At 59.8% G+C, this 22,362-nt stretch carries 13 protein-coding genes and 1 pseudogene; 8 read left to right on the plus strand and 6 right to left on the minus strand.

Annotated features, from left to right (window positions below; translation table 11 throughout):
- Positions 1–138 precede the first annotated feature (138 nt).
- The 4 genes from OIU37_RS17650 (at position 139) to OIU37_RS17665 (ending at position 3,334) form a co-directional block, all read left to right on the plus strand.
- Positions 139–438, plus strand: coding sequence for a DUF6634 family protein (locus tag OIU37_RS17650; RefSeq protein WP_264258173.1), 300 nt, complete (start codon positions 139–141; stop codon positions 436–438).
- Between the two features lie 174 nt (positions 439–612).
- Positions 613–2,154, plus strand: a complete 1,542-nt coding sequence (locus tag OIU37_RS17655) for an AAA family ATPase (protein WP_264258174.1) — start codon at positions 613–615, stop codon at positions 2,152–2,154.
- A 155-nt stretch (positions 2,155–2,309) separates the two neighbouring features.
- Positions 2,310–2,510, plus strand: coding sequence for a hypothetical protein (locus OIU37_RS17660; protein ID WP_264258175.1), 201 nt, complete (start codon positions 2,310–2,312; stop codon positions 2,508–2,510).
- A gap of 392 nt (positions 2,511–2,902) precedes the next feature.
- Entirely contained in the window at positions 2,903–3,334 is a 432-nt protein-coding gene (locus OIU37_RS17665) for a very short patch repair endonuclease (protein ID WP_264258176.1), read from the plus strand.
- On the opposite strand, the gene OIU37_RS17670 is transcribed toward OIU37_RS17665, so the two are convergent.
- The 6 genes and pseudogenes from OIU37_RS17670 to OIU37_RS17695 form a co-directional block, all read right to left on the minus strand.
- Entirely contained in the window at positions 3,331–9,210 is a 5,880-nt protein-coding gene (locus OIU37_RS17670; protein WP_264258177.1) for a DEAD/DEAH box helicase, read from the minus strand. The genes OIU37_RS17665 and OIU37_RS17670 overlap by 4 nt on opposite strands.
- 3 nt (positions 9,211–9,213) lie before the next feature.
- Positions 9,214–11,265, minus strand: a complete 2,052-nt coding sequence (locus OIU37_RS17675; RefSeq protein WP_264258178.1) for a hypothetical protein — start codon at positions 11,263–11,265, stop codon at positions 9,214–9,216.
- 3 nt (positions 11,266–11,268) lie between these two features.
- Entirely contained in the window at positions 11,269–13,740 is a 2,472-nt protein-coding gene (locus OIU37_RS17680) for a hypothetical protein (protein ID WP_264258179.1), read from the minus strand.
- Positions 13,741–13,791: 51 nt separating this feature from the next.
- Positions 13,792–15,648, minus strand: a complete 1,857-nt coding sequence (locus OIU37_RS17685) for a DNA cytosine methyltransferase (protein WP_264258180.1) — start codon at positions 15,646–15,648, stop codon at positions 13,792–13,794.
- Positions 15,649–16,181: 533 nt separating this feature from the next.
- Complete coding sequence (locus OIU37_RS17690; protein WP_264258181.1) at positions 16,182–17,096, minus strand: HNH endonuclease; 915 nt, start codon at positions 17,094–17,096, stop codon at positions 16,182–16,184.
- Between the two features lie 75 nt (positions 17,097–17,171).
- A pseudogene (locus OIU37_RS17695) lies at positions 17,172–17,534 on the minus strand (hypothetical protein); the annotation flags it as partial.
- Positions 17,535–17,679: 145 nt separating this feature from the next.
- On the opposite strand from OIU37_RS17695, the gene OIU37_RS17700 reads away from it, so the two are divergent.
- From OIU37_RS17700 to OIU37_RS17715, 4 genes are all read left to right on the plus strand, one after another.
- A complete protein-coding gene (locus OIU37_RS17700; protein WP_264258182.1) occupies positions 17,680–18,171 on the plus strand; it encodes a hypothetical protein in 492 nt (163 codons plus the stop codon).
- 351 nt (positions 18,172–18,522) lie between these two features.
- Positions 18,523–19,041, plus strand: coding sequence for a hypothetical protein (locus OIU37_RS17705; RefSeq protein ID WP_264258183.1), 519 nt, complete (start codon positions 18,523–18,525; stop codon positions 19,039–19,041).
- Positions 19,042–19,061: 20 nt separating this feature from the next.
- Positions 19,062–19,715: a hypothetical protein gene (locus OIU37_RS17710; protein ID WP_264258184.1), complete on the plus strand. Its 654-nt coding sequence runs from the start codon at positions 19,062–19,064 to the stop codon at positions 19,713–19,715.
- A 374-nt stretch (positions 19,716–20,089) separates the two neighbouring features.
- Positions 20,090–22,360 carry a hypothetical protein gene (locus tag OIU37_RS17715; protein ID WP_264258185.1) on the plus strand — a complete coding sequence of 757 codons (2,271 nt, stop codon included), beginning with the start codon at positions 20,090–20,092 and terminating at the stop codon, positions 22,358–22,360.
- Positions 22,361–22,362: the final 2 nt, after the last annotated feature.

Genomic DNA, 22,362 nt, shown 5'->3' on the forward strand with positions numbered 1-22,362 from the left:
AGCTTCGCTTCGCAAATAAATGTTGACAATAGCGAGCGAATCGCAAAAAAACGCGATTGCATCGCCAGTAATAGCGATGGGATCGATAGAATCTCTCGGCCTGTTTAAGGCCACGAATCGCAGGAGGAAGTGATTCCGATGAAGTTCACGTACTTAAGCGCGGAAGATGCGCAGAGGCTTTCCGCTGATCTACGTGCGGTTGAAGCTGGGTCGGTCGGGGCACTCGCCCTTCACATCGCTCCCATCCTCGAAGCTCATCAAATGTATTCGCGCAGGACCGCCTGCCTCTCCGGGTACGTCTTCGGCCATCCTTCTCAGGGCGACGGTCGTGAAATCATGACCAGTCAGCTTATGTATATGGACACAGAGGCCGGCATCGCGCGTACGGTCAACCGTTGGTATCGCCTTGGGCATCCGGCCGGAACTGGACGAGTATGAACGGGACAACCGACAGCCCTCAGTTTTCGATTATTTCCAACACCGGCGACGTCGATCCGAGAGAGAGTGCCTGCAAGGAACCTTCTCGCGATCGGATGTTCCACCGCACGACACTTCCATGCAGCACAGCAACTGCTTCTCAGTGCTCGACGACCAGGTTCGAGAGGGTGTCCCGTGACAGATGAACCGCCATCAGTAGACCGCCATTTTCAGCGCCGACAAAAGGCGGCAATCGCCGGGTTGCATTTGCCGACCGCCGAGGAACTGCTTCGAGGGATGGCGTTCTTCCGCGAGGACCTGACTGAAGACATCCGGGAATATTCCGGCCGACTGGCAGGTCGAGTTAAAAAACGCAAGCGGACTGGTCTCGCATTGCTCGCCACTAGCCTGGATGAGTTAGCCGTAGAGCCGAGTGAGGACAGCGTGCTTGCCGTGGAGGCTGCTCTCGATCTCATCGATGATACCCAAGGTTTACCGGTCGAAGAGTGCCGCCTGCGATGCCGGTTCTATCGGGCCTTCTTTGGCGACGGCCAAGCAACAGCTCTAATCTCCGGTGAAATCGCGCATCTCGCTTCTAGGGATCGATCTCCTGCGGAGAGCCGAGGCCTCCTTTGGCGTTCGCTTGGTTGGGCGGCACAATCCCATGTACTCGACTGGCGCCGACGAGCAGGCCTCTCTGTTCAAAGGTCAGCGAAGTGGTTCGAGCCGGAAGTTCAGGCCTACGAACTGCACTTTAAAAATTTGATCACGTCATCAATGGTCGATGAGCCGGAAGTTAAGGATTCGTCACCGATAGGCCTTGCGGTAGAAACGTGGGAGGAAGAGCCACTAGGGCACGAAACGCAAGCGACTGATGGGGTGGTCATTATCCGCGGCATCGGTAATGACACGACGGTCGATGGAAAGAGAGTGGCGAAGGAATTTGCGAAATTCAAACAACGCCCGTTGCCACTGCGCCGTATGCCCGAGCTCCCCGTTGTTCGGAGGCGACTGATCGCAGAATTCCCCTATGCGGTGACGGTTGTTGACGCTGTGCTTGAGGGCCTCAGCAGTAGTCGGCCAAATGTGCACCTGAGGCCGATCATCCTGCTCGGAGCACCCGGAAGTGGCAAGACACGATTCGCCAGGAGATTGACGGAGGAACTTGGCGTGCCCTATGAACTTATTTCTTGTGGAGGCTTGAGCGATAGCGCCATCGGCGGAACGGCCCGGAGATGGTCCTCGGGCGAACCTAGCCTTGCGGTGATGGCCGTGTGTCGACACGAATGCGCCGGACCAGTCGTCATTCTCGATGAGATCGAGAAGATCGGTACAGGCCGCCGCAATGGGAACGTGCACGACGTGCTGATCGGACTGTTCGAACCTGAGACATCGCGCCGCTGGCATGATCCCTACCTTCAGGCCCACTGCGATCTGTCGCACGTGTCTTGGCTGATGACGGCGAACTCGCTGGAGCCGATTCCGGCGGCTTTGCGGGACAGGTGCAGAATCCTTAGTTTTCCCCTTCCAGGAGCCGATCATTTACCACTGATCGCTCCGCGAATCCTGCAGCGGCGGTACATCGAGACGGGTCACGATCCGCGCTGGGCGACTCCCCTTGAAGGATTCGAGTTGGACGCCTTGGCGAACTTTTGGACGGGTGGTTCGATCCGGAGGTTGGAACGTCTTGTCGAAGAATTGCGGGAGGCGCGCGAACGTACGAGGCGGCGACAATGAATCTTCCGAAGGCCGTGTGAGGTTACATGCACCTCTTGCTGGAGGCGACCGCCTGCTCATCCCGGGCTACGCGCCCCCAGCCGCTCGCCCGCCGCACCGCCAGCTCTAGGCAAAAGATTGTTCACTCGTTAGCTACTGTTTGAAAGGGGGCAGACATGCCACGCGGTGGTAAGGACGAGACGGCCAAACCCTGCGACCACGGGAGGTTGAGAGATACGGCCGACTACAACGAAACGTTTGGCGAGGCGCTCTCAAGGGCTGGCTACGAACCGGCTCAGGTCGGACGCAAGGTCGTGTCCCAGGGAAAACGCAGGGAGGCGCTGAAAAGGCGGGTTTTCGACAACGAGGACAAGTAGCGCTTCGGAGGGTGTTTGCGAGAGGAGTGTCGCTATCCTTGTGCCCGCGACAACGCGTGCAAAGGTAAGTGTCCTCAGTCGAGCGGGGAGGAGCCGGACACTTGCTCCGATGGGACTGGCGCACGCTGCACCCTAGGGAAGCATGTCCGAAGATTCGGGTGGCGCAACAACCACAAAGGACTCCACGCGCGATCACTCGCGCGATCTCGGGAATCTATTCGCGTACGCCAGCGTTGGCACCCAAATCGCCGCGTATCTGCGCCACAGTCTCTCGTCCGCTTGCCGAAGGCGCACGCACTGCGCCATGGACATACGACGGCGTCCAACGTGGCCGGTGTTCCGCGCACGCGCCCCGCCATCATCCCGCCACCGAGATTGGCTATGGATAACGCATGGATCTCGAGGCAACGCCATCTGTCCGTCGACGCATGCAGCGCACGCGAGGGCGGGACAATCTATTCGAGGTTTCGATCAGATCGCAGCTCTACGCGAAAGGGATTCGCTATCGAGTTCATCATCCCGTTCCCGGAATGAAGCGTATCACATGCGACATCGCCCTGCCTAAACTAAAAATCGCCGTCTTTCTCGATGGCTGCTTCTGGCACGGGTGCGATATCCATCCGCCATCGGTGAAGAAGAACACCGCCTTCTGGATGGAGAAGATCGAACGCAACCGCGCGCGTGACAGGCGGGTGCGCGAGCACCTTGCCGAGATCGGCTGGACAATTCTTCGATTCTGGGAGCATGAGGCGGTCGAAGCGATAGTGAGGAAGATCGTTTCGACCATCGAAGAGTATAAACAACGAAACTGTCACCACGCCTAGGCGCGGGCACGCTCGAGGGCGTACAGCGGACGTCGCGACAGTTCGAAGCTGTCGACGGGAACATGGTTTTGGTCGAGGCCCAGCAGGTTGAACAACCGCTCCCTGTTCCATAAGGGGTGAATGACAACGCCCCATCGGCTGTTTTGCTCATTGAGGGAGAAGATTGGAATGTCCGGCCTCCCCTTGACACTCGATACAGTGTTGCCAGGGATGAACGTCTTGGTCTGCCGCGCAAGGTCCATGGCCATCGCCGACCAATCGCTGAGTTCGAAGTGGCCATAGTCCCCGTCGATCCCGCACTCGTAGCAGGGATCGACCATCGCCCGCAGGTAGGAAAGCCCAAGCCTCCAGTCGAGCAGACCGTGGAAGTTCCTGTTGTTGTACCGTTGCAGGCACCTATAGCAGGAGGAGCCGCACCGCTTCATGTGCTCTGCGTCGGCGACATCCGTTCTCGGCCATTCTCCTTCCTTATCGAGGATGCTGTGAATGAGGGCGGAGACTGGGATAGTGCTATCGCCCAGAAGGTGTCGGCAGAAGCCGGAGCCATTCGGAAGCGCGTCCGATATCTGAAGATACGGCAGGCGTTCCCCGCTCGGCGAGACCATGATGTTCGGCGCGAGCGCGTCGAACTCCTCGGGGGCGATGTCGAGGTCCAGGGCGGCGCGCTGGACGAGTATCTCCGTCGCGGAGATCGCAGCGGCACGGACGCTCGTGCGACTGGGTTCGCGCCGCTTCATCGACAGGCCGATGTCCATGTCGAGCAGGCGCAGGTTCGGATTGAGCTTGACGGGCCCGATCTGAAGCGAGTTGGTGACCTTGGTGGAGGCTAGCCACGCGCTGACCGGAGGCTCGTCGACGGCCCTGTAGCGGCCTCCCTGGTCGGCCGCGAGGACATCCGTTGCGATAGCCTGTCCAGCCAACTTCAGCATTGGCTTGTCTCTCCACCACCATATGCGCTGGGCATCGTTGTCGATGGCCTCCTGTACTTCGAACCCAGTGAAGTTGTTGTCGTCCCGGAAGCCGGGGTTGACGAGGAAGATCTCGGACTGTTCAGCGAAGTTGACACTGAGGTTGGCATCCGTCTTCTGCGCGTCAGGCTTGCCCAGGCTGGCGAGGGTCATGCGCTGGCCAACCTTCGACCTGAGGCTTTCGGCGGATGGCTCGAGTACGGTCCGATACGCCGCAGGCGTGATGCAATGAATGGGAGTGTCGGACAGAACTTCGTCGCATGACGGGCAGTTTGTGGTGTGTGCGGTTCCCCTGCTCCATGCGCCGCATTTTCCGCAGAACCTGAGGTCGAAGTCATCCTTCCTCCAGTCGGAGAGCGGACTTACGGGGCCGGTGAGATCGGAGGCGAACTGGTCTGGAGGAAGCAGGCTTCCTGTGAATCCGACGCACAGGTGGCGCAGCTTCTCACGCGTGCGGACGCTTCCAGGGGCGAAGTCGAAGATCGCCATGTCCTGGTCGCGGTCGATTGTGTCCCACTCGGCCTCGAAGTTCCCCTTTCCGGCCTTTTTCAGTTCCACGTAAAGATTTCGCGACCTCGTGGGCATCCCGTAGAGTGGAACCAGCCCGCGTTCTGCGAGCGCCGCCGCGATTCCCACTGCCTGCTGGCTGAACTCCTCCCGGAGGCTCTCGATGTCCTCGAGGACGGTATGCACTGACACCGCATTCAGGATCTCGTCCACCTTGCATTTGGAAGCGTCTGCAAGGATCGTTGCCAGACGGGTGCGCCGATCTTCGGTCCGTTGGAGTGCGTCAGCCAGCCGATCTCGCCAGTCCATGTCGTCTCGGAAATATTCGCGGCAGTACAGGAATTCACCGTGAATGTCGCCGGGAACGACATCGTCGCCAGCCCATGTGTTCCCAGCCTCCCTGCAGAGCAGACGGAACGCCTCGACCAGCCAGAACTTGCGGAGAAGCCGCGACGGGATGTCCTTCAGACCCGTCGTGATGAATGGCGGCGGCGGAGCCGATCCTGTGATCTCGATCGGATTGTGGAAATAGTGGATGTCGTGGCTCTTGCTGCGGCAGACGGTCAGGACGGTCGAGAACGCCTGCCCGCGGCGGCCGGCGCGGCCCACGCGCTGCTGGTAGTTGAAGCGCTGTGGCGGCATGTTGCCCTGATAGACCGCCTGCAGAGAACCGATGTCCACGCCCACTTCCATTGTCGTCGTGACGGAGAGGAGGTCGGAAGTTTCAAAAAGCTTTCGCCAGCGGAAGTCCTCGTCACTCTCGTCGTCCTCCTTGACGAAGACGCCCTTGAACTGCTGCAAGCGTTCGGCCGGATCGCTTGTCTGGCCCGTCAGCTCCTCGCATTTGAGCCTGAAATGATCCTCGCCGTTCGTGATCGCACGCTGCACACGGCGGCCGAGGAAGTTCTCCCCGGCGATTTTGCCTGCGGTCAGGTCTTCGGGCCGGGTCAGCGCCGTTCCGCATCGCGTGCATCTGCCGAACCCCGTATGAAGGTGTACACGCCCGCAGAGGACGCAGCGCCAGGCGGCAGCGGCCGGATCGGCAGCACGGAAATAGAGCATGCTGATGTCGATCGAACCGTCGCCGCGTGGCTGGCGCAGCGTCGTGCGGAGCTTTTCGAGGAAGTCGTCGCATTCCTTTTCCGGATGCTGCGTGAGTCGCGACATCAGTCGCCGGAGCTTGTTGTCGCCACGTCCGAGCATGTCGAAGGCGTTCCTCCAGGCGTTGCGCGGATCCTCCTGAAATCTGTTCGGCGTAATCCGGTAGGCATCGGCGAATATCCGGAGCATGGCATCGTCGCGCGACTTCTCAGGCGTATATTCCTCGGGGCCGTAGAAGCTCGGCCATCCAAGTCCGGTCTCCTCAAGCGCGAAGTAGGTCTTGCTGAAAAGCAGGTCCGTGGCATCCGGTGGCTGCTCGTCCTGAACCTTTTCTCGCGCCTTGCGGATGAGCTTGAGCTGTTCTTCAGGAACATCGTGCTTCCACGATATCTGATCGCTTCCATCCCTTTCGAAGAACTCGTACCACGCGTGGCGCTTGTTGATGCGCGAGAGCTTGGTGTCCGCTCCCTCGACGGGCGTGGATCCGAGCTTCATAAGCTGGGTCAGGATTGGTCGCGTGAGGTTCCCCGCCTTGGAGCGCTCGAACTCGAAGAGTTCTGTCAGCGGGACGCTCGGCGGCTGTCCGGCGGAGGCCTGCCTTTTCTGAAGAGCCTTGTAGCGCTGCTGGAGATGCTCGGTCTCCTTGTCGGCCATCGTCAGCTCGATGATTTCCTGCTTGAGCCGCTTGTACTCGGCTTCATCGTCCGGAGTGAACGTATGGTCGGCGGCGATGCGCGTCGCAGCGGCAATAAGGATCTCGCGCCGCAGATCGCGCTGATGCTGGACCTCGACCTCGAGTGCGAGGTTAGCCGCATCCTCGCGGCTGTCTGAGAAGGCGACCAGCTTGCCGTCGCCACCCTGAGCCTTCAGGGACGCAACCAGTTCGGTTGCGAGGAGCTGGGAGGTCTTCGCAAAACCTGTTCTGAAGCTTCGGATCGGCGACAGGCGGCCTTCGCGCCTCGTTGAGTTCGCCTGTCGGTATCGGCCGGAATAGTCCGTGCCGCACTTGGCGCAGCAGAACGGAACCGCGGTGCCGTCGTCCTCGATCTTGCGCTGATGGAAGCCGTCGGTGCCGGACCACAGCATGAGATATCCGGGAACGTCGCCCGGCTCCTCGTTCTGGCTCACCACCCCGGTCCGGGGGTTGAGGTAGCCCTTCGCCCATCCGTAGGGTGTTCTCCCCGTGCGGATTTCCGTCTCAGGCTGACCGAGACTCGGCCAGAACAGGGCGAATTCGAGAAAGCTGGCATCCTCGAAGCGGAGCGATGAAGCACTCTCCGGGAGCTTTTCAAGTTCCTGCGGCGCCGGAAGCAGCGAAACTCTGCTCGATGAGCCGGGAACGCGTTCCCCCCGCTTGCCGCCCAGATATAGGTCGCCGCATGCTTCGCAGTAGAGCAACTCGAAGAGACGCTTGCGCCCCTCGTCGTCGCTTTCTCCGTCATAGGTTTGTCCGCGTTCGATGCTGGGGGTTCCCCATACGACAGTGCCGTCATCCTCCCGGTGAATCGATGCAAACAGCCCTTCGATGTTGCGGACGAAGCAGTGCATCCTGAAGCCCGGCAGCGATGCGACGATGGCTGGGTCGGGCACGAGTTCGGCTGACAGAACCGGGGTTTTGTGATCGGGCCCTGGAAGATCCGGGATGGCCCTGAGAGCCAACAGTCCTCGAACCGCGTCTCTATCCGCAGCCTCAAACAGAACATTTCCGATGTCATCGACCGTGCGCGGGCGTTTGGAGCCGAGTTTGGCGGGATCCTGGAGCGCATAGTCCAGCATCGCCGCAGCGCAGACTGTTGCCGCTTCCAGCATGGCCGCAGGGGTCTTCCCGGCCGATCCGGGAATGCTCGCTGCAGCGGAGAGGAAGTGGTCGACAAGATCGCGGGGATTGCGGCGGTAGTCGACGGCGTCCAACGCGCGTGCCAAGGTAGAGAGGCTATCGCGGGTAGGCATGTTCTCGGGACGCTTGACCTCGATCGGTTCGCCCGTGACGACGCTGTTTTTCCAGGCCGCGTCGAGATCGTCGGTCCCCGCAGTCCCCGCGTCGCCGAACATGTTCTTGAGATAGGCGATGCTGGCTTCGGCGTTCTCCTTGTCCATCGGGAGCGATGCGGAAGATGCAAGAACCCGAAGCTTGTAGGCGTGGACCGGGTCGGTCAGGCCGAGCCGCTCGAGAAGGATCTTGAGCATTCCTGCCATTTCAGCACCTGCGGATCCGCGTATGAGGTGCAGCTCGTCGAGCACGAGATAGAAGCGCGCGTCTTCGTTTTCCATCAGCCACGCGCGCGTGTCGGTCAGGATCGGATCGTCGAATTCGCGAACCAGCATCGCATTGAGGATCGACTGGTTGGTGACGAGGATGTCCGGCGGGGTATCCTGCATGTCCCAGCGGGATATCAGTTCGGCCCCGTCAGTCGTGGGGAAGATGTAACGCAGATCCGGATCGACATCAGTAGCCAATCGGTTCTGGATCGACTGATAGCGCCGAAGACCGGTACGCAGTTCTTTCCGCTCGCGATTGTTTCGCGCCTTCCAGGACGGATCCTTGCTCTTGCGAGGATGCTCGAGGAAACCCTTGGCTGGGGACTTGCCCGTGTATCTTCCGAAGAAGATGCGGTTCCCGTTGAAGTGGCGCGCCATCACGTCTTGCGCATCGTCGGAATCGAGCGCTTTTCGGAGACGCACCATCTGATCCTCGACGAGGGCGTTCAGCGGATACAGGATGAGCGCGCGGACCGCCTTCGGCCTGTCGGGATGCTCGTTCCTGCGATGAAGCCGGAACTTCTGGCCCTCGTCCAGCCAGGTGTCATCGACAGGCTGCAGCGGGGCGGGCCATTTCGTCGCCTCCTTCGCGAGCTGGGCGAGGATTGGGAGCATGAACGATTCCGTCTTGCCGGAACCCGTTCCCGATGTGACGATGCCGGGCGTTCCGTCTCTTGCGCCTTTTTCCAGCATCTGCACCTGATGGAGATAGGGAGCGTACGCGCCCTTGAACTCGGTGCTCGATTTATCCTTCCGATCAAAGAGGCCGGAGAGCGCGAGTTCGGCGAAGGCCTGCCGCTCCTTCCGCGAGAAATGAGGCAGGCGGCCTTCAGGATCGTCGATCAGCCCTTCCAGCCCATAGCTGACGGGCTTGTAGCGTGCGACGGCCTCGAAGATCGGGTCGAGGGCGAGCTGGCCCGGCGTGGAAAGAAGCTCCCTCCTCATCGCCGACATGCGCGGATCATCGATCCGGTACGCCGTGTCCAGGTACGCTAGGAATTGGTCGATCATTCGGTTAAAGCCGCCAATCGGATCAAACATTCTTCAGCCCTCCATATTTATGAAATATTCGTCGTATTCGTGCTCGCTGCCCGCGGCAGTCGCTGCGAGCCAGTCCACCTGCTTCAGGAAGACGTCGATTGCCTCGGTTCCCTTGATCCACGACGGGGTCCGTGCGAGCGCCCGCGCCACGGTTTGCATGGCAGAACTCTTCACCTCGCGGTCTACGAGAATCGCAACCGCTTGGCGGACCCTCTCCTGATCCAGATTCGTCACCGGCCAGAAACCCTGGAACTTCGCGGATCCGGAACGGGGTGTCTTCGAGGGCTTCAGCGGGAACAGGTGCCGCAACGTGGAATCAGGGATCGGAACCCGGAGGCCGTCGGCGCCCGCGCTTGCAACGAACGCAAGGTTGCGCGGAAGACGCCCGACCCTCCTCATTTCGATCATCTGGGGAAGCCAGTATTCGCATGGACCGCTAGTAATGCTGCACAAGGCCGCGGCAAACAGCACCGCGGGACGCTCCCTCGCCTTCTCGATGGTCGTCCTGAGACCGGAATGCTCGTCGTTCAGGAGATCGGCCAGGGAGATCTTGGTGGGGTCGCAAAAGACGATGGCGGCGTCGTCTCCGGCAAGAGCCGTTGCAATGTCGACCGCACCCGCAGCAGAATCGGGACCGAGCAGCACTGGGACAACATCTGTGCATGTCGCGACGACGGCGGCAACATCGGCAAGCGTCAGCCCTGTTGCGACTGCAAGCTCGTACAGGATTTCTTTCCTCTCCTCTTCCGAGGCGAGAGGCAGCAGCCGAGGGGCTGCCGGAACCGCCTCCTTGGTCTGTTCGACCACAACAGACACAGGGGCAACTGGCTCTGCGGACGCGGGAGCGGCGGTAGTGATATGTCTTATGTCATCCCGCAGGCGCGTGACTTCGTCGCGGATGGCTGCAGTTTCGCGGGAGGATTCGCTTCTTATTTCTTCCGCTGCGCTCGCGAGCAGGCTTCGCAGCGTTTCCTCGTGCTTCTCGGTCTCGGCCCTGAGCAGCGCCTCCCGGTGGGAGAACGTGGCCAGCTTCGATTCCGCGTCCGACACTTCGATTCGAAGAGCCGCCAGCTTTGCGCTCTCCACCTCCGTCTCCTTGCGGATCCGCTCTTCCAGCTCGGATCGCAGGCGCGCCTTCTCCGTCTGCTCGAAGCCTGCGAGCCTGTTCAAGTACGCGGGATCGCGTCCCAGGATTTCAGGCAGGATGTCGGCGAGCTCGCTGCGCTCAGACAGACGCGCCGCTATCGATGCCAGATCACCCTTCTCCTCATCGCTGATGGCTCTGGCGGCCAGCAGGCGGAGAAGTTCTGCAGGCTGCATCGAACCCGCGCCGCCGGGAAGGCTCAGCGCTTCCTTCGACCTGGAGAGCCAACGCTCCACAGCCTCGCGGATCTCCTCCTCCGACCGCAGATCCGTGTCCATCGGCTCCGACCATTTGGGTGGGGAGACGAACACGACAAGACCGTTCCCAAGCTTCATGGTTTCGGGGCTGTTCCTGAGCGCGGACGTGGCAACCGACCGCAAGGACTGCTGGCCCAGTTTGTAGCGCCCCGAGGCGTGGTGTGCTTCGAACCCCGATGTCAGCCAGCGCCCGGACTGCACCTCAATCGCTGAAACAGACGAGCCTAGCGGAACCTGAAGCGAGCCTTCCGAAAGAGCGGAAACCATTTCCCCAAAGCTGCCGTCGTGCGGGCTGTAGCCGACATCGAGCTTCGTAACGGTCGCGAACGCCACGGCATCGAGCTTCCCCGGGCCTGAAATGTCATTGCCGAGCTTCGGAAGCTCGAAGACGGAGCCGCGGATTCTGGACGCCATGGTCGATATGCCGCCTGCGAACGCCGGAACGGAGACATCGTCCTTCTGCACGATCAGTTTCTGTTCCTTCTCGCCCGTGACCAGCCAGAAGGAACCTACGCCGCGCAGCACTATCCTGCTGTCGCGGGTTTCTTTCAGCTTGCCACTTTGAGCTTCTCCATTCTTCACTTCAACGATGATCGCGACGTCGTGCGCGAGCACCTGCTTCACCCTGTAGACCGTCTTGCCTGATACTGACATCTTCTATCTCTTTTCGGCCATCACGCGTGCGATCCGCGTCGTCCGTGTTCTGCTGTCATGGATCGCACGACCCCTGTTGGAGGCCGATGCGAGAAACCTGTCGATCCACCTGATGCCGTGCGCTTCCTCTTCCCCGTCGTCCTGCTCTTTGTCCGTGACGGACACGAGGCGGCAGAGAGCCGAAAGAGAGGAGGCCCCGATGGCATACTGGTATCGCCACCCATCTTTGGAAGTCCCTGGAGCGGCGTTGCACAGGACCCTGTCCGATGCCCATCTCGCCCAGCTCGACGGCAGGAGGACGCGGGGCCTCCTTGCCTGCAGGATGCCGTCTGGTTGGAAGAACAATGGGCCGCCGGCGCGCAGATGGTGGGACAGTATCGCCACGGACGGGGAGACGTAGGTCTTCACAGGCTTTCCGACGATGACAGAGCGGTAGAGAAAGGGGTTGCGCGATTCCTTCCTCTCGAGTCGGTAGAGACCATCTTCAACCTTGTCGTCATAGCGGACAGCGAAGAAGCCGCGTTCCTCGTCCAGCCTGCCGATCACCTCGTAGCCGTGCACTCCGTCGGGGTCGCCTACATCGGCGACAGCCAATTTGGGTGTGGGCTTTTCAGCGATGGCCATCCTTTCGATGAAATCGCGGCGCACGCGCTCGTTCGGACATCTGACGGCATATCGGGGCAGCGACCATTTCGACAGGCCGTTCCATGTCTCGACTTTGGCCCCGGCCGCTCCCCCTGCGGCATGGAGTCGTTCGAGCACAGCGATCGGCGTGGGGCCACTGATCCTGACGAGGTCCGACCCCACGCTCTCGGCCATAAGCGGGTTCTGAAGTATCCGGCGCACGGGGAAATGGCGCAGAAGGGTCATCTCCAGCCAGCCGGCATCGGAGAAGGAGCGAAGGAGATCCCATTCGGACGGACGGTCGTCCTCCGGCATGCCTCTCAGGATGATTTCGATGGCTTCGGAGACCGCAAGCCCCCGTGCCGACCGTTCGTAGAGCGCTTCGCCGATCGTCACCAGCGCATCGCAGGGGGGGACACGGTTGCCGCTCCACTCCTCGACGGTGGAGACAGTCGATGGCACCGTGTCGTGGTGGAACTCGTCCTCGGAGATCTCCCTTGAGAAGTCGAAGGAAAGACGGCGGATTTCGCCGACCTCGTTCGCCCTCGGGACGAGCAGGATTTCGCGGCTTTCCCGGTGGCTGCGGGCAACGAACAGCCCCGAGTGGATCCCGTCCTTGAACGACAGGCCGTCATCGCGCCGAGCCATGTCGATCGTCTTGCCGTTCTTCTCGACCCGGATGGCCGCCGGAACCGGGCCTGAGATAATCGGAGCCAAAGGTGTGCGTCCAAGGTAGGCGCCGCCAACCCCGCCAACGCTGATGCCGTCCCGCCAGCCGAACTCCCTCGGCGCGCCTGCCGCCTGGACCCCGCCTCCGAGCTGGTTTTTGAAGCTCGCCACAACCCAGTCGGCGTTCAGTCCGGCAACGGATCGGATGGCATCGGAGTCGCATTCAGAGAGCTTCGATCTCTTCATCAGGAGGAAGTTGGATTCCGCTTTTCCTGCCCGGTATCTACCGAAGCCTAGATTTTCCAGGAAAACGATCCCGCTCCGGACGAGCTTTTCAACAGCCTTGGGAATGAAAGTAAGCGCCTCCTCCGGGGTTGAAATCGCCACGCGGACACCGAGCGGCGAGACCCTGAAAAGCTCATGTTCCCCGAAATCGCCCTCTGCAACCTCGATGTGCTCGAGCGCAGCCAGGTCGGCCACGATCGAGTACCAGGCCTGCCAGAAGGGTGTTCCCACATATTCGCGCACGCCGCGTTTCCGCGCCTCATCGAATTTCGCGAAGTTGTACACGAACGACTGCATCGTCTCGCCGCGCATCTTCGATGTCTGAAACCTGTTGGCAACGGTGAGGGGATCGAGAAGATTCCCCGGAGGAATGAGATCCCTTACCCTTCGCAATTCATTCTTGTGCCGCCAAGTTGGAAAGGCCATCTGAAGCGTGCGACCAATCCGGCTGATGTGGCTGGGAACGTGTTCGGGCAGAGCAAGATCAATGTGGTGTTCCCGCCAGAGGAACTCCTTCAGGTGAAACCACATCAGGTCGAGGCCGTTCATCGGGAACCCGGTGAAGTGCTCGTTAAGCTGCTTTGCAAGAAGGTCGTCGCGGAAATCTCGATCCTCCTCATGCCTCATCCTGGTCGTCTGCATCCAGCAGAGGAATACCAGGATCCTCACATAGTCCGGCGCTTTGCCCTTCAGGGGTGCCATTTCGCCGGAAAAGCGAGCCTTGAGGATGTCGATGTGCGGAAGGTTTTGAATGAGCCGCTTGCGAGCCACATCGAGATCGGTCACCCCGAAGATGTCAAGGAGATCGTCATCGGCGACGTAGACGCTGCCGATCGGACCGGTGCTGCCCGGAGCCAGAAAATACCTTTCGATGCATTCCGCCTCGAAACTTCTCAATCTTCTTTCGCCCCCACCTTCAGATCCCCAACCGAAGCCTGCCCCGATACCCTATCGGTAGCGCAGTTCGTCCTCCGCAGACTTGCCCCTGGCCTTCTGGCGTGGCGGCTCGGGGTGGAGCACAAGATGCGGAGCCCTGAGCGACGCATCCGACATGTCCGTGTCCTCGAAGGTCAGCCGCGCAAGGCGGAACGTCCCCTCGTCGCTTCCAAGGAGAACGGCAGCGCCAACCTCCGGCATTGCCAGCGGCGGAAGGCTCGAGACGCGCCGTTCGGAAAGCTGGTCGTGTAGAAGCTTCAGGCGGGCCCGGAGATAGCGGACGGGAATGTCTAGTTCGATCTGCCCCGGCTTCGATCCGACGATGGCGAGAAGCTGGACGATGGCCCGATCGATAGCGTCAACAGCGCCTTCCCGAGTCAGGGGCAACGCAACCACACCGGCGGGTACGATGCCGCGGCGCTGCTGCTCCTCGAATACGGCAACAAGATCCTGATCGGCGAACTTGTCGCGCGAAGCGCGCCATTCATCGCGACGAAACCGTAGCGGCATCTCGCTCAATCGATATCCATTGGCAGCGACAGCGTCGGCCGCAATCGGCTCGCCCCAGCCAACTGGCCAGTACGTTCCGGCGCCGTAGCCGTCTCGGGCACGCTCAGACTCGTTCTTCTTGCCCATGAAGCGCTTGACCATCTTAGGTAGCTTCTTGCCCTGAGCCAGCGCGTCTTTATCAATCCTCGCCTTCACCCCTTCGGCGCCATGCAGCAGGTGCGGAATGAGCTTGGCCATGAAGAACGGCGGGACAGCGTTGCCAACCTGCTTGTATTGCTTCCCGCGCGGCCCCGTGAATTCGAAGCTGTCCGGGAAACCCTGAAGACGCGCGCCTTCTCTGACCGAGAGGGGTCTATCATGCAGCGGATGCGTGAAGCAGCCAGAAGTAACGTTCCCGAAGCCGGCAGAAATGGTGTAGGCAGGCGAAGCCTCGTGCAGCCGACCATAGAGTGTCGCGTAGTCGGTCAGGCGCACGCGGCGAAAACGGTCAGGGAGCAGTTCCGGCGGGATGTCTTTCCAAGAACCGCCCTGCGGCACCTTGGAGATCCGGTTTCGATTGAGGTCGGTGAGAACGTTGCACCAGTGGTTCGCAAGCTCACCATCGGAATTCGCGACGAAACGTTGAAACGCAGTTGGCGCAGACGGTAACTTGGTTGAAGCTTTCCCGTCTCTGCTGGTCGGGGCTACCAGGTCACCGATAGCTTCCGAAACCGTAACGTAAGAGGATAGACCATGGCTGCCATCGACAGAATGCGTCGGCTTCGGAAAGGTGGATGGAATCGGATCCACCGATGCAACAAGGATGAACCTATTGCGGAGCTGCGGAAGGCCGTAATCGGCCATATTCACGACGTCGGCGAAAACATGGTAACCGCGATCCTCGAAAAGGGTGAATAGCTCCTTCACTATGACGAGGTTCTTGCCGTAAACGACGCCCGGAACGTTTTCCATGATGACGCGCCGCGGACGCCGTCCAGCCGCTGTAAAACCGTCCAGCAAGCGGATGAAATGTACGAAGAGCGCGTTGCGGGGATCATCGAGATGGAAGACGCCCATCGTGCTTACGGCCTGGCATGTCGGACCCGCGAAAAACCAGTCGATGTTCTCAATTCCCGCGCGCTCTATCACGTCGGTCGCGGATACCAGCGAGACATCGCAGCAATCGACTAGCGCTTTCGGATGAGCCTTCTTGAAGGTCGCGGTCGCGTTCTTGTCAATGTCGAGCGCCCATTTCACTTCCAGACCGGGGATTGCAATGGCCGCACCAACCGACATGCCGCCGCAGCCGGAATAGAGATCGATAGCAGTCTGCATGATTCCCCCAGAATTCTCGCGGTACACTATCAAGACCAACTGCATTCTGCGATAGCAATTTAAGTTACCGGATTAAATTTATACGTGTTTGCGCACTAGACTAACGAATCGCGCCGGGAGTACTGTCCCGACACAGATTTGCAGCATCGCAAAGATCCTCGATCAAAGATGCTTAACGGCGCTGCAAACTGACGTAGCGAACTCTTGTCGTAGTCATCGTGCCCACGATGGGTGTCGGCGCCGCCCTCTCTGGTAGGAGATTGCCGAGCGCGTGCATAGACCCGAGTAAAGAATTGGCGACTTTCTCGCGAGAGCGATTTGCCACCGGCCGCGGTCTGGATCCGACATATACCCACGATAGACCGCAATACCGCTGAAGGTAGAAGACCTGATCAAATCCAGTCATTCGCAAATTGGCGAAGTCTTGGTTCAGGGCTCCTAACGGCGACAGCGGCTTGCAGCTCGAGATCCTCGCCTCGGCGTCGCGAAGCACAACAGGCGAGCAATTCAATTGGGTTGGGCGGAAATGAATGCAGCGGATTCTTGCTTCCACTTCTCGTGGGGTGTCCAATCGCGCCCTACACAATCCCGCTGAATTTCTCTCTATGCTTCGCTACGTACGCCGGGTGCGGCCACAGCCGCTCATCTGCAGGCAAATGTATCCGATCCATCTGCTTCGCAAACAGCGTCCGCAACTCCGATGGCACCTTGTTGTGTGAAACAAGGATCCGGTAATCGTGGGTCAACGAGATCAGATGCCTGTCAAAGAGCCAGTGCACGGTTGCCGACAGCGCGATGCCGTTCTGAACGACATCCGGTCCGCCCTCGGCGACCGACCATATATGGGCCGCCTGAGCCTCGGATTTGCCGCCGCCGTTGACGATCCGCAGCCCGGTGATCGCGCAACGGCTGTCGTAGGCGTCGCAGACCTTGCGCCGGAAGCTGGCTCCCCGGATCTTTCGGTTCATCAGGATCTGCTCGATACGGCGCTCCTGCTCAATGAGCGGGAGATCGAGAAGCTCCTGTGTGGGGCTATCGACGTGCTTCGGATCCAGTTCCAACCGGATGGCGTTGTCGGCCGCGAGTGTCTCGGAAAGCCCCGCTCGGACTATGGCCGCGAAATCGGTCTCGGGAATGACGCGAATGGATTTCCCTTGGATGAATGCTCCAACGCGCGTGGGGTCTGCTACTGACAGCAGCGACGTCTCCCAGTAGCGGCCATCGCGGACGAAGGGCACGGGTTCATCGAACTCCTGATATTCCGCCATGACGGCGTAGGCGTGGCCGGGCTTGATGGGATCGTCCTCGATGGCGATGACCTTCGCCGTCGCCACATATGCCCTGCGACCGCCATTCCTCTGCGGCTCTCGATAGACGATACGATCGCCTACCAATGTCTCGGCGATGCCGCGGTATTGTTTCGGGAAATGGTACCGGAACGCGATTTCGTCATTGTAACCGGAGTCCCGCTTGGTATCGAAAATGCCTTTCAAGAAAAACCCCTGCTCTCACCATCAAGCCGAACGTAAGGCAGGCTGAACGCATGTTCAACACGCCGCCGAACGACGTCAGTCGTCTTGGGGAGATAGCCTTCTCCTGCGTAGCGCACGAAAATTCCGCCTGTGGAAGTCCTGCTCGAAGCAAACGAAGACGAGTTCCAAGTCATTGGCGCTGTCGCGTCTCCCGAGGAGGCTGAGCGTTGACGACGACCACTCCGCTGTACCCTCGCGTCAGGCGAGAGGCTGCGTTTCGGAAATCGCTCGCTTCAGGATCTCTTCGGTCTTCACGGCGCTCGTGGACAACCCAGAAGCGGGCGGCATCCCAAGTCTGTCTCATGATGTCGCTGACCTCGGCCTTGAACTCCTCGGCGTGCATTACACGGCCTTGTCCCCAGTATCGCTGGCGACGTTGAGGTAGCCGTCATCTTGGTATCGACGGCGACGATGTCGACCGGTGAGCCGACTCTGACGCTCGCCGCATCGATGATGGCGGCTGCATCAGGTATCGAACCCCGGTGCCGCAGACTTCACCAGTCTCGACAAAATCGGCGGCGAGGACGATCTCCACAGGATAGCAATGGCCTCAAATGGACAGATCAGCTTTCAGACCACATCCTTCCGGGAGACAGAGGCAAAGCTCACGCTTGATGTTTACAGAGGAAGCACGAAAGGCCGCACGAGCGCGGTGGCCCGATACGTCCCGGTCGACATCCTGGCCGCCCCTCACCTCTATTTCCATCATTCGATTATGCTGGAGCCTGCCTGGTACGAGATCGTCAGCCCGGAAATTTACCGCGTCGGGGTCACGCCCGGGGCCAGGCTCGTGCTCGGCAAGGATGCGGTCGGATGCGACAGAGGCGCATTGAAGCTCATCGATCATGTCGCGCTAGGCGACACGAGCGAGCTCTCCGGATTGGCGGCGCCGTACGACGAGGAGACGACTGATCAGTTGTTGCACACCGAAATGCTCGGCGAGGGCATGGACTTGTTCCAGTTCTGGCGTCGCAATGCCAACACCGATCAGGTTTCCGGACGAACTCCGGAAGCGCGCGTCTTTGAGCCTCGGTAGTGCCTGAAGGCATTCATGATCGCAAATCTTCAAGAATGTGGTCAGGAATGTTCAATAGACTGCGGCGGCGTCTTTGGTGGCGATTGCTGTGCAGGGAGCAACACCCATGTCATCTGGGTCTCCCAATGATCAAGGCATTCCTCGATGTCGAGCCCAGTCGGCATAACCTATCCCGCCCTTTGCTCTAAAACCCACGCGATCCACCGGCGACCTACTGATCCATGCCGGGTAAACGACAATCTTGAAGCGCCAACTCCTGTGGAAACGATCGTCGAAGCCGCTTGAGGTTTTCGCGCGTCGAGATAGAAATGCTACCGGTAATGCAACTCGCCACGGGCGGACGGTGTGACAATGGACGAAGACGAAGTGGAAGCCCTATACACTCATTTGGTTACGATCCTGACATCGCGAAGAGATGTAGATGAGCTTCAGGGTCGCGACGACTATTTGACACCGATATTGGCTGAAATTGAAGCTGGAAAGGCTGTTCCAATCAAGCTCAAGGTGCCTGGCGAGCGGGAAATCGTCGATCCTGTTGCTGGCCGTCGAATAGGAAGCTCATCGAGTGCGGAATTCATTCAAAGGCAGGATTTCTCCGGCCGAGAGAAGATTGAGATTTTGCTTCGCGGCGTCGAGATGTCCGTCGTCGCCCCTGCCCGGATGGCGGCCGAGATCAACAAGTCCCTGGAGGGGCTGGACGTCAACGAGTTCGATGGCGTTCTGCGGTTCGGAAATGATGTTGTAAGCACTCCGACACGAACGGTAACCCCTGCAGAGCTGGTCACGACCTTGATCGAAGCATCGACGTTGGAGTCGCTCATCAACGAGATCCGAACGGGCCTGGCCAAACCACGCGAGGCCACAATTTAATGCCACTCCGTCCCAACCTATTGACCGAGATCGACGCCGCGCTTGCGGGTCTTCCTAAAGCCAATCTGAATAGCGCGTCAGCCGGGTACGACCTCTATGAGGCCTACATCTGGGCCCTCGTCTTGAAAGCCGCACGCAATGAGGGCGCAACGATAAGGTTCCGAAACAGGCACGGTAATCGTCCGGCAAGCTTCTGGTTCAGAACGTCTCCCTCCAACATCTTCTCGCCAGCTCACGACTACTGCCACGCCGAGATCGACTTTCCCGGGCGGCCCACATTGGAAGCTCACGTTGGCATCTATGTCGCAGGTCGCTCCCAGATCGCACACGAGTGCGATGTCGCCGTGCTCTACAAGAGCGAGGCCGACATTTGCCGCGCGTCGAACGTCGAACCTCGGAGCAGCAAGCTCGTGCTCGCCGCTGAGTGCAAGTATTACTTGAACTCCGGGATCGGGATCGGCTTGGGACGCTCGTTCCTTGGGCTGCTGAACGACGTCTACAAAGGAGACCGCTACTTCGTCGGAACTGCGGAATCCCCGAGCGTAAAAACCTTGTTCGCCGCCCATCGGAAGAACCACGAGCTGGGTCTCACTCCCCTGAATGCAAGGATCGAGGCACGGCTCATCGGCAAGTTCGAGACGACGTTCGATCATTTCAAGTCGTCGCGACCGTAGTTGTCGAGGGACACGTCCATTTCGCCGCCTTATTCCGCAGACCAGCTCTTCTGGCCCCACATCGTTCGCCTGTCGGCCAAGCCCACGTCCCAGTCTGCAATGGCGACCGGGAGCATCGAGCGTGAAAATGCTCGATCTGCGTCCGCGCTCTACAACATTGCTGCGGCTCCATCGGGAGCCCAGCCGTGCGCGTTCTTCCTAGATTTTTCCGAGACCCGTCTGGATCGTGACGATGTCCTCGACTGCAGCCGAATAGCTGTGCATAGAGGCATTTCACTCGCCGATTTACTTTAAAAATCCAACACTTCTGGTTGCGGAGACTTACCGCCACTATAGACTCAAATCACACGAACCTGATTCTGTTGGCGACTTCAATGGATTTGACGATTAATTTCGCGCCGATCTCCTTGGAAGGTAATTGTAGCGTTCTTGTCGGACGTCAGAACTACGACAAGGAACGCCTTGCTGAGCTGCGCGCCGACTTCAGGGATACTCATGTCTTCCGGCGCGACGGAGCTGAAAGCATCATCGACATTCCGATCGCGCCGGGCGCAGTCCCGCTTGGACATGTCCAAGAAACGATTGATCTGAGACAGCACCAGATCTTCTGGCCGATGCTGTTGCAGGAATCGCTTATCCAGCTTCTGGGCAAGCGGCCTATCCTGTCGAACAATCCCTTGAAGTTCCTCGGTGCGCGCGTTCCGCTGATCGAACATGCCAATCTGCCGGACTGGCTCCAGCGGCTGTCGGTCACCGAGATCCATACCCGACATATCACCGTCGGCCGCAGGAGGATCCATAGCGTCGTATGCGATGTCCGAGCAAAGTCCTTCATTTCCGCGACTTGCGACGTGCTCATCCATGCCGGGGTGCACATCGTCGGCCGATACATCCAGGTCGAGCTGCCTCCGGTCGATGACCGGATCATGCCCAAGCGGAAGCTTGTCGGCCGGGTCCGCAGCATCAACGGCGAGGAGCTCCTTCTGGAGGATTGCGAGCCGGGTTACGACAAAGTCGCAGCGAAACTGGCCTTCCTGGAACCGCGTAAGGAAAACTTCGAGGAATGTGTGCGCAAGGTTCTCGGGCGCGATGCCGAGCGCGTGCTTGAGCAGTCCCAGCGGGCCTCGCAGCACCTCGCGTCCGGCCCGGGCAAGCTGGAGCACATCGACAGCATCGTAAAGTACCTGAGGGATAAGAAGCCCGCCGCAGTTCCTGGGGCCAATTTTGCCATCGATGCCCCACTGATTACCAAGGGACGTCTGTTCCCACCACGGGAAATCATCGAGAAGCCTTTCCTGCTGTTCGATCCGAGCGGCAGCCGGAAGGACGACTGGGCGGAACGGGGGTTGAAGGATCATGGCCCGTACGATGAGCAGGTCTTCAGTCCGAAGGGTCTGAATATCGCGGTCGTCTGTCAGGCGCGCCTCGAAGGGCGCGTTGACGAGTTCGTGGCGAAATTCCTGCATGGAATGCCGAAGGTTCTTCAGCAGGGGAGGAGCTTCGCGCGCTACGGAGACGGCTTCATCAAGCGTTTCCGCCTGAACAAGCCTACCGTGCACTATTTCCTCGCCGATGGCACGTCGGACGAAGCCTATGCGGTCGCCAGTCGCGAGGCGCTGGACAAGGCTCGCGACGGCGGCTTCGAGTGGGATCTTGCGATTGTCCAGATCGAAGAGGAATTCAAGTCGCTCGCCGATGGTTCGAACCCCTACTACACCACCAAATCCATCTTCCTCAGGCGTGACGTGCCCGTTCAAAGCGTTCGTCTTGAGACGATGTCGTTCCCGGATAATGATCTCGTGTTTCCGATGAACCATCTGAGCCTGGCGACGTATGCAAAGCTCGGGGGCACGCCATGGCTGCTTGCTTCCAGTCAGACGGTCGCCCACGAGCTTGTCATCGGCTTGGGGTCGAGCGCCAGTTCTGAAAGCAGGCTTGGCCCCCATATGAGGCATGTCGGCATCACTACCGTGTTTTCCAGCGATGGCAGCTATCTGCTCAGCGACCGGACCTCCGCGGTCCCTTATGACCGCTATCCCGGGGAACTGCGCAAGACCTTGAAGCGGACGATCGAAGCCGTCCGGATCGAAGACAACTGGCGGAGCACTGACAAGGTCAGGCTCGTTTTTCACTCGTTCAAACCCTTCAAGGATTCGGAGGTGGAGGCGATCGAGGCTCTGACGGGCGAACTGGGGCTGGGCGATGTCAAGGCGGCATACCTGCATATTGCCCCGGACCACCCATTTCTGGTGTTCGATCACGCTCAGAAGGGCATCGCGGCGAGAGGCGGGAAGAAGGGTGTCCTCGGCCCCGCGCGACAGCTTCATATCCGTCTCAGCGACTATGAGTCCCTGGTTGTGTTCGCGGGAGCATCCGAACTGAAGCAGGTGACTGACGGGATGCCGCGGCCTGCCCTCGTTAAGCTCCATCCAAGGTCGACGTTCAAGGACATGACCTATCTCTCCCGCCAGGCATTTGCATTCTCCGCCCACTCCTGGCGAATGCTCTCACCAGAGCCATTCCCCATAACAATTCGCTACTCCGATCTCATTGCCGAGCGGCTTGCAGGTCTGGCTTCGGTGAAAGGCTGGGATCCGGATGCCGTGACCTTCGGAGCCATTGGTCATAAGCCGTGGTTCCTCTAACA

This window comes from Rhizobium sp. BT-226, from assembly GCF_025847085.2.
In the GTDB taxonomy this organism is placed as follows: Bacteria; Pseudomonadota; Alphaproteobacteria; order Rhizobiales; family Rhizobiaceae; genus Rhizobium; species Rhizobium sophorae.

Bases quoted from the DNA above. Each gene is read 5' to 3' on its own strand.
- OIU37_RS17650 (WP_264258173.1), top strand. From the start codon at position 139: ATGAAGTTCACGTACTTAAGCGCGGAAGATGCGCAGAGGCTTTCCGCT.
- OIU37_RS17660 (WP_264258175.1), top strand. From the start codon at position 2,310: ATGCCACGCGGTGGTAAGGACGAGACGGCCAAACCCTGCGACCACGGG.
- OIU37_RS17665 (WP_264258176.1), top strand. From the start codon at position 2,903: ATGGATCTCGAGGCAACGCCATCTGTCCGTCGACGCATGCAGCGCACG.
- OIU37_RS17670 (WP_264258177.1), bottom strand. From the start codon at position 9,210: ATGTTTGATCCGATTGGCGGCTTTAACCGAATGATCGACCAATTCCTA.
- OIU37_RS17675 (WP_264258178.1), bottom strand. From the start codon at position 11,265: ATGTCAGTATCAGGCAAGACGGTCTACAGGGTGAAGCAGGTGCTCGCG.
- OIU37_RS17685 (WP_264258180.1), bottom strand. From the start codon at position 15,648: ATGCAGTTGGTCTTGATAGTGTACCGCGAGAATTCTGGGGGAATCATG.
- OIU37_RS17700 (WP_264258182.1), top strand. From the start codon at position 17,680: ATGGCCTCAAATGGACAGATCAGCTTTCAGACCACATCCTTCCGGGAG.
- OIU37_RS17705 (WP_264258183.1), top strand. From the start codon at position 18,523: ATGGACGAAGACGAAGTGGAAGCCCTATACACTCATTTGGTTACGATC.
- OIU37_RS17715 (WP_264258185.1), top strand. From the start codon at position 20,090: ATGGATTTGACGATTAATTTCGCGCCGATCTCCTTGGAAGGTAATTGT.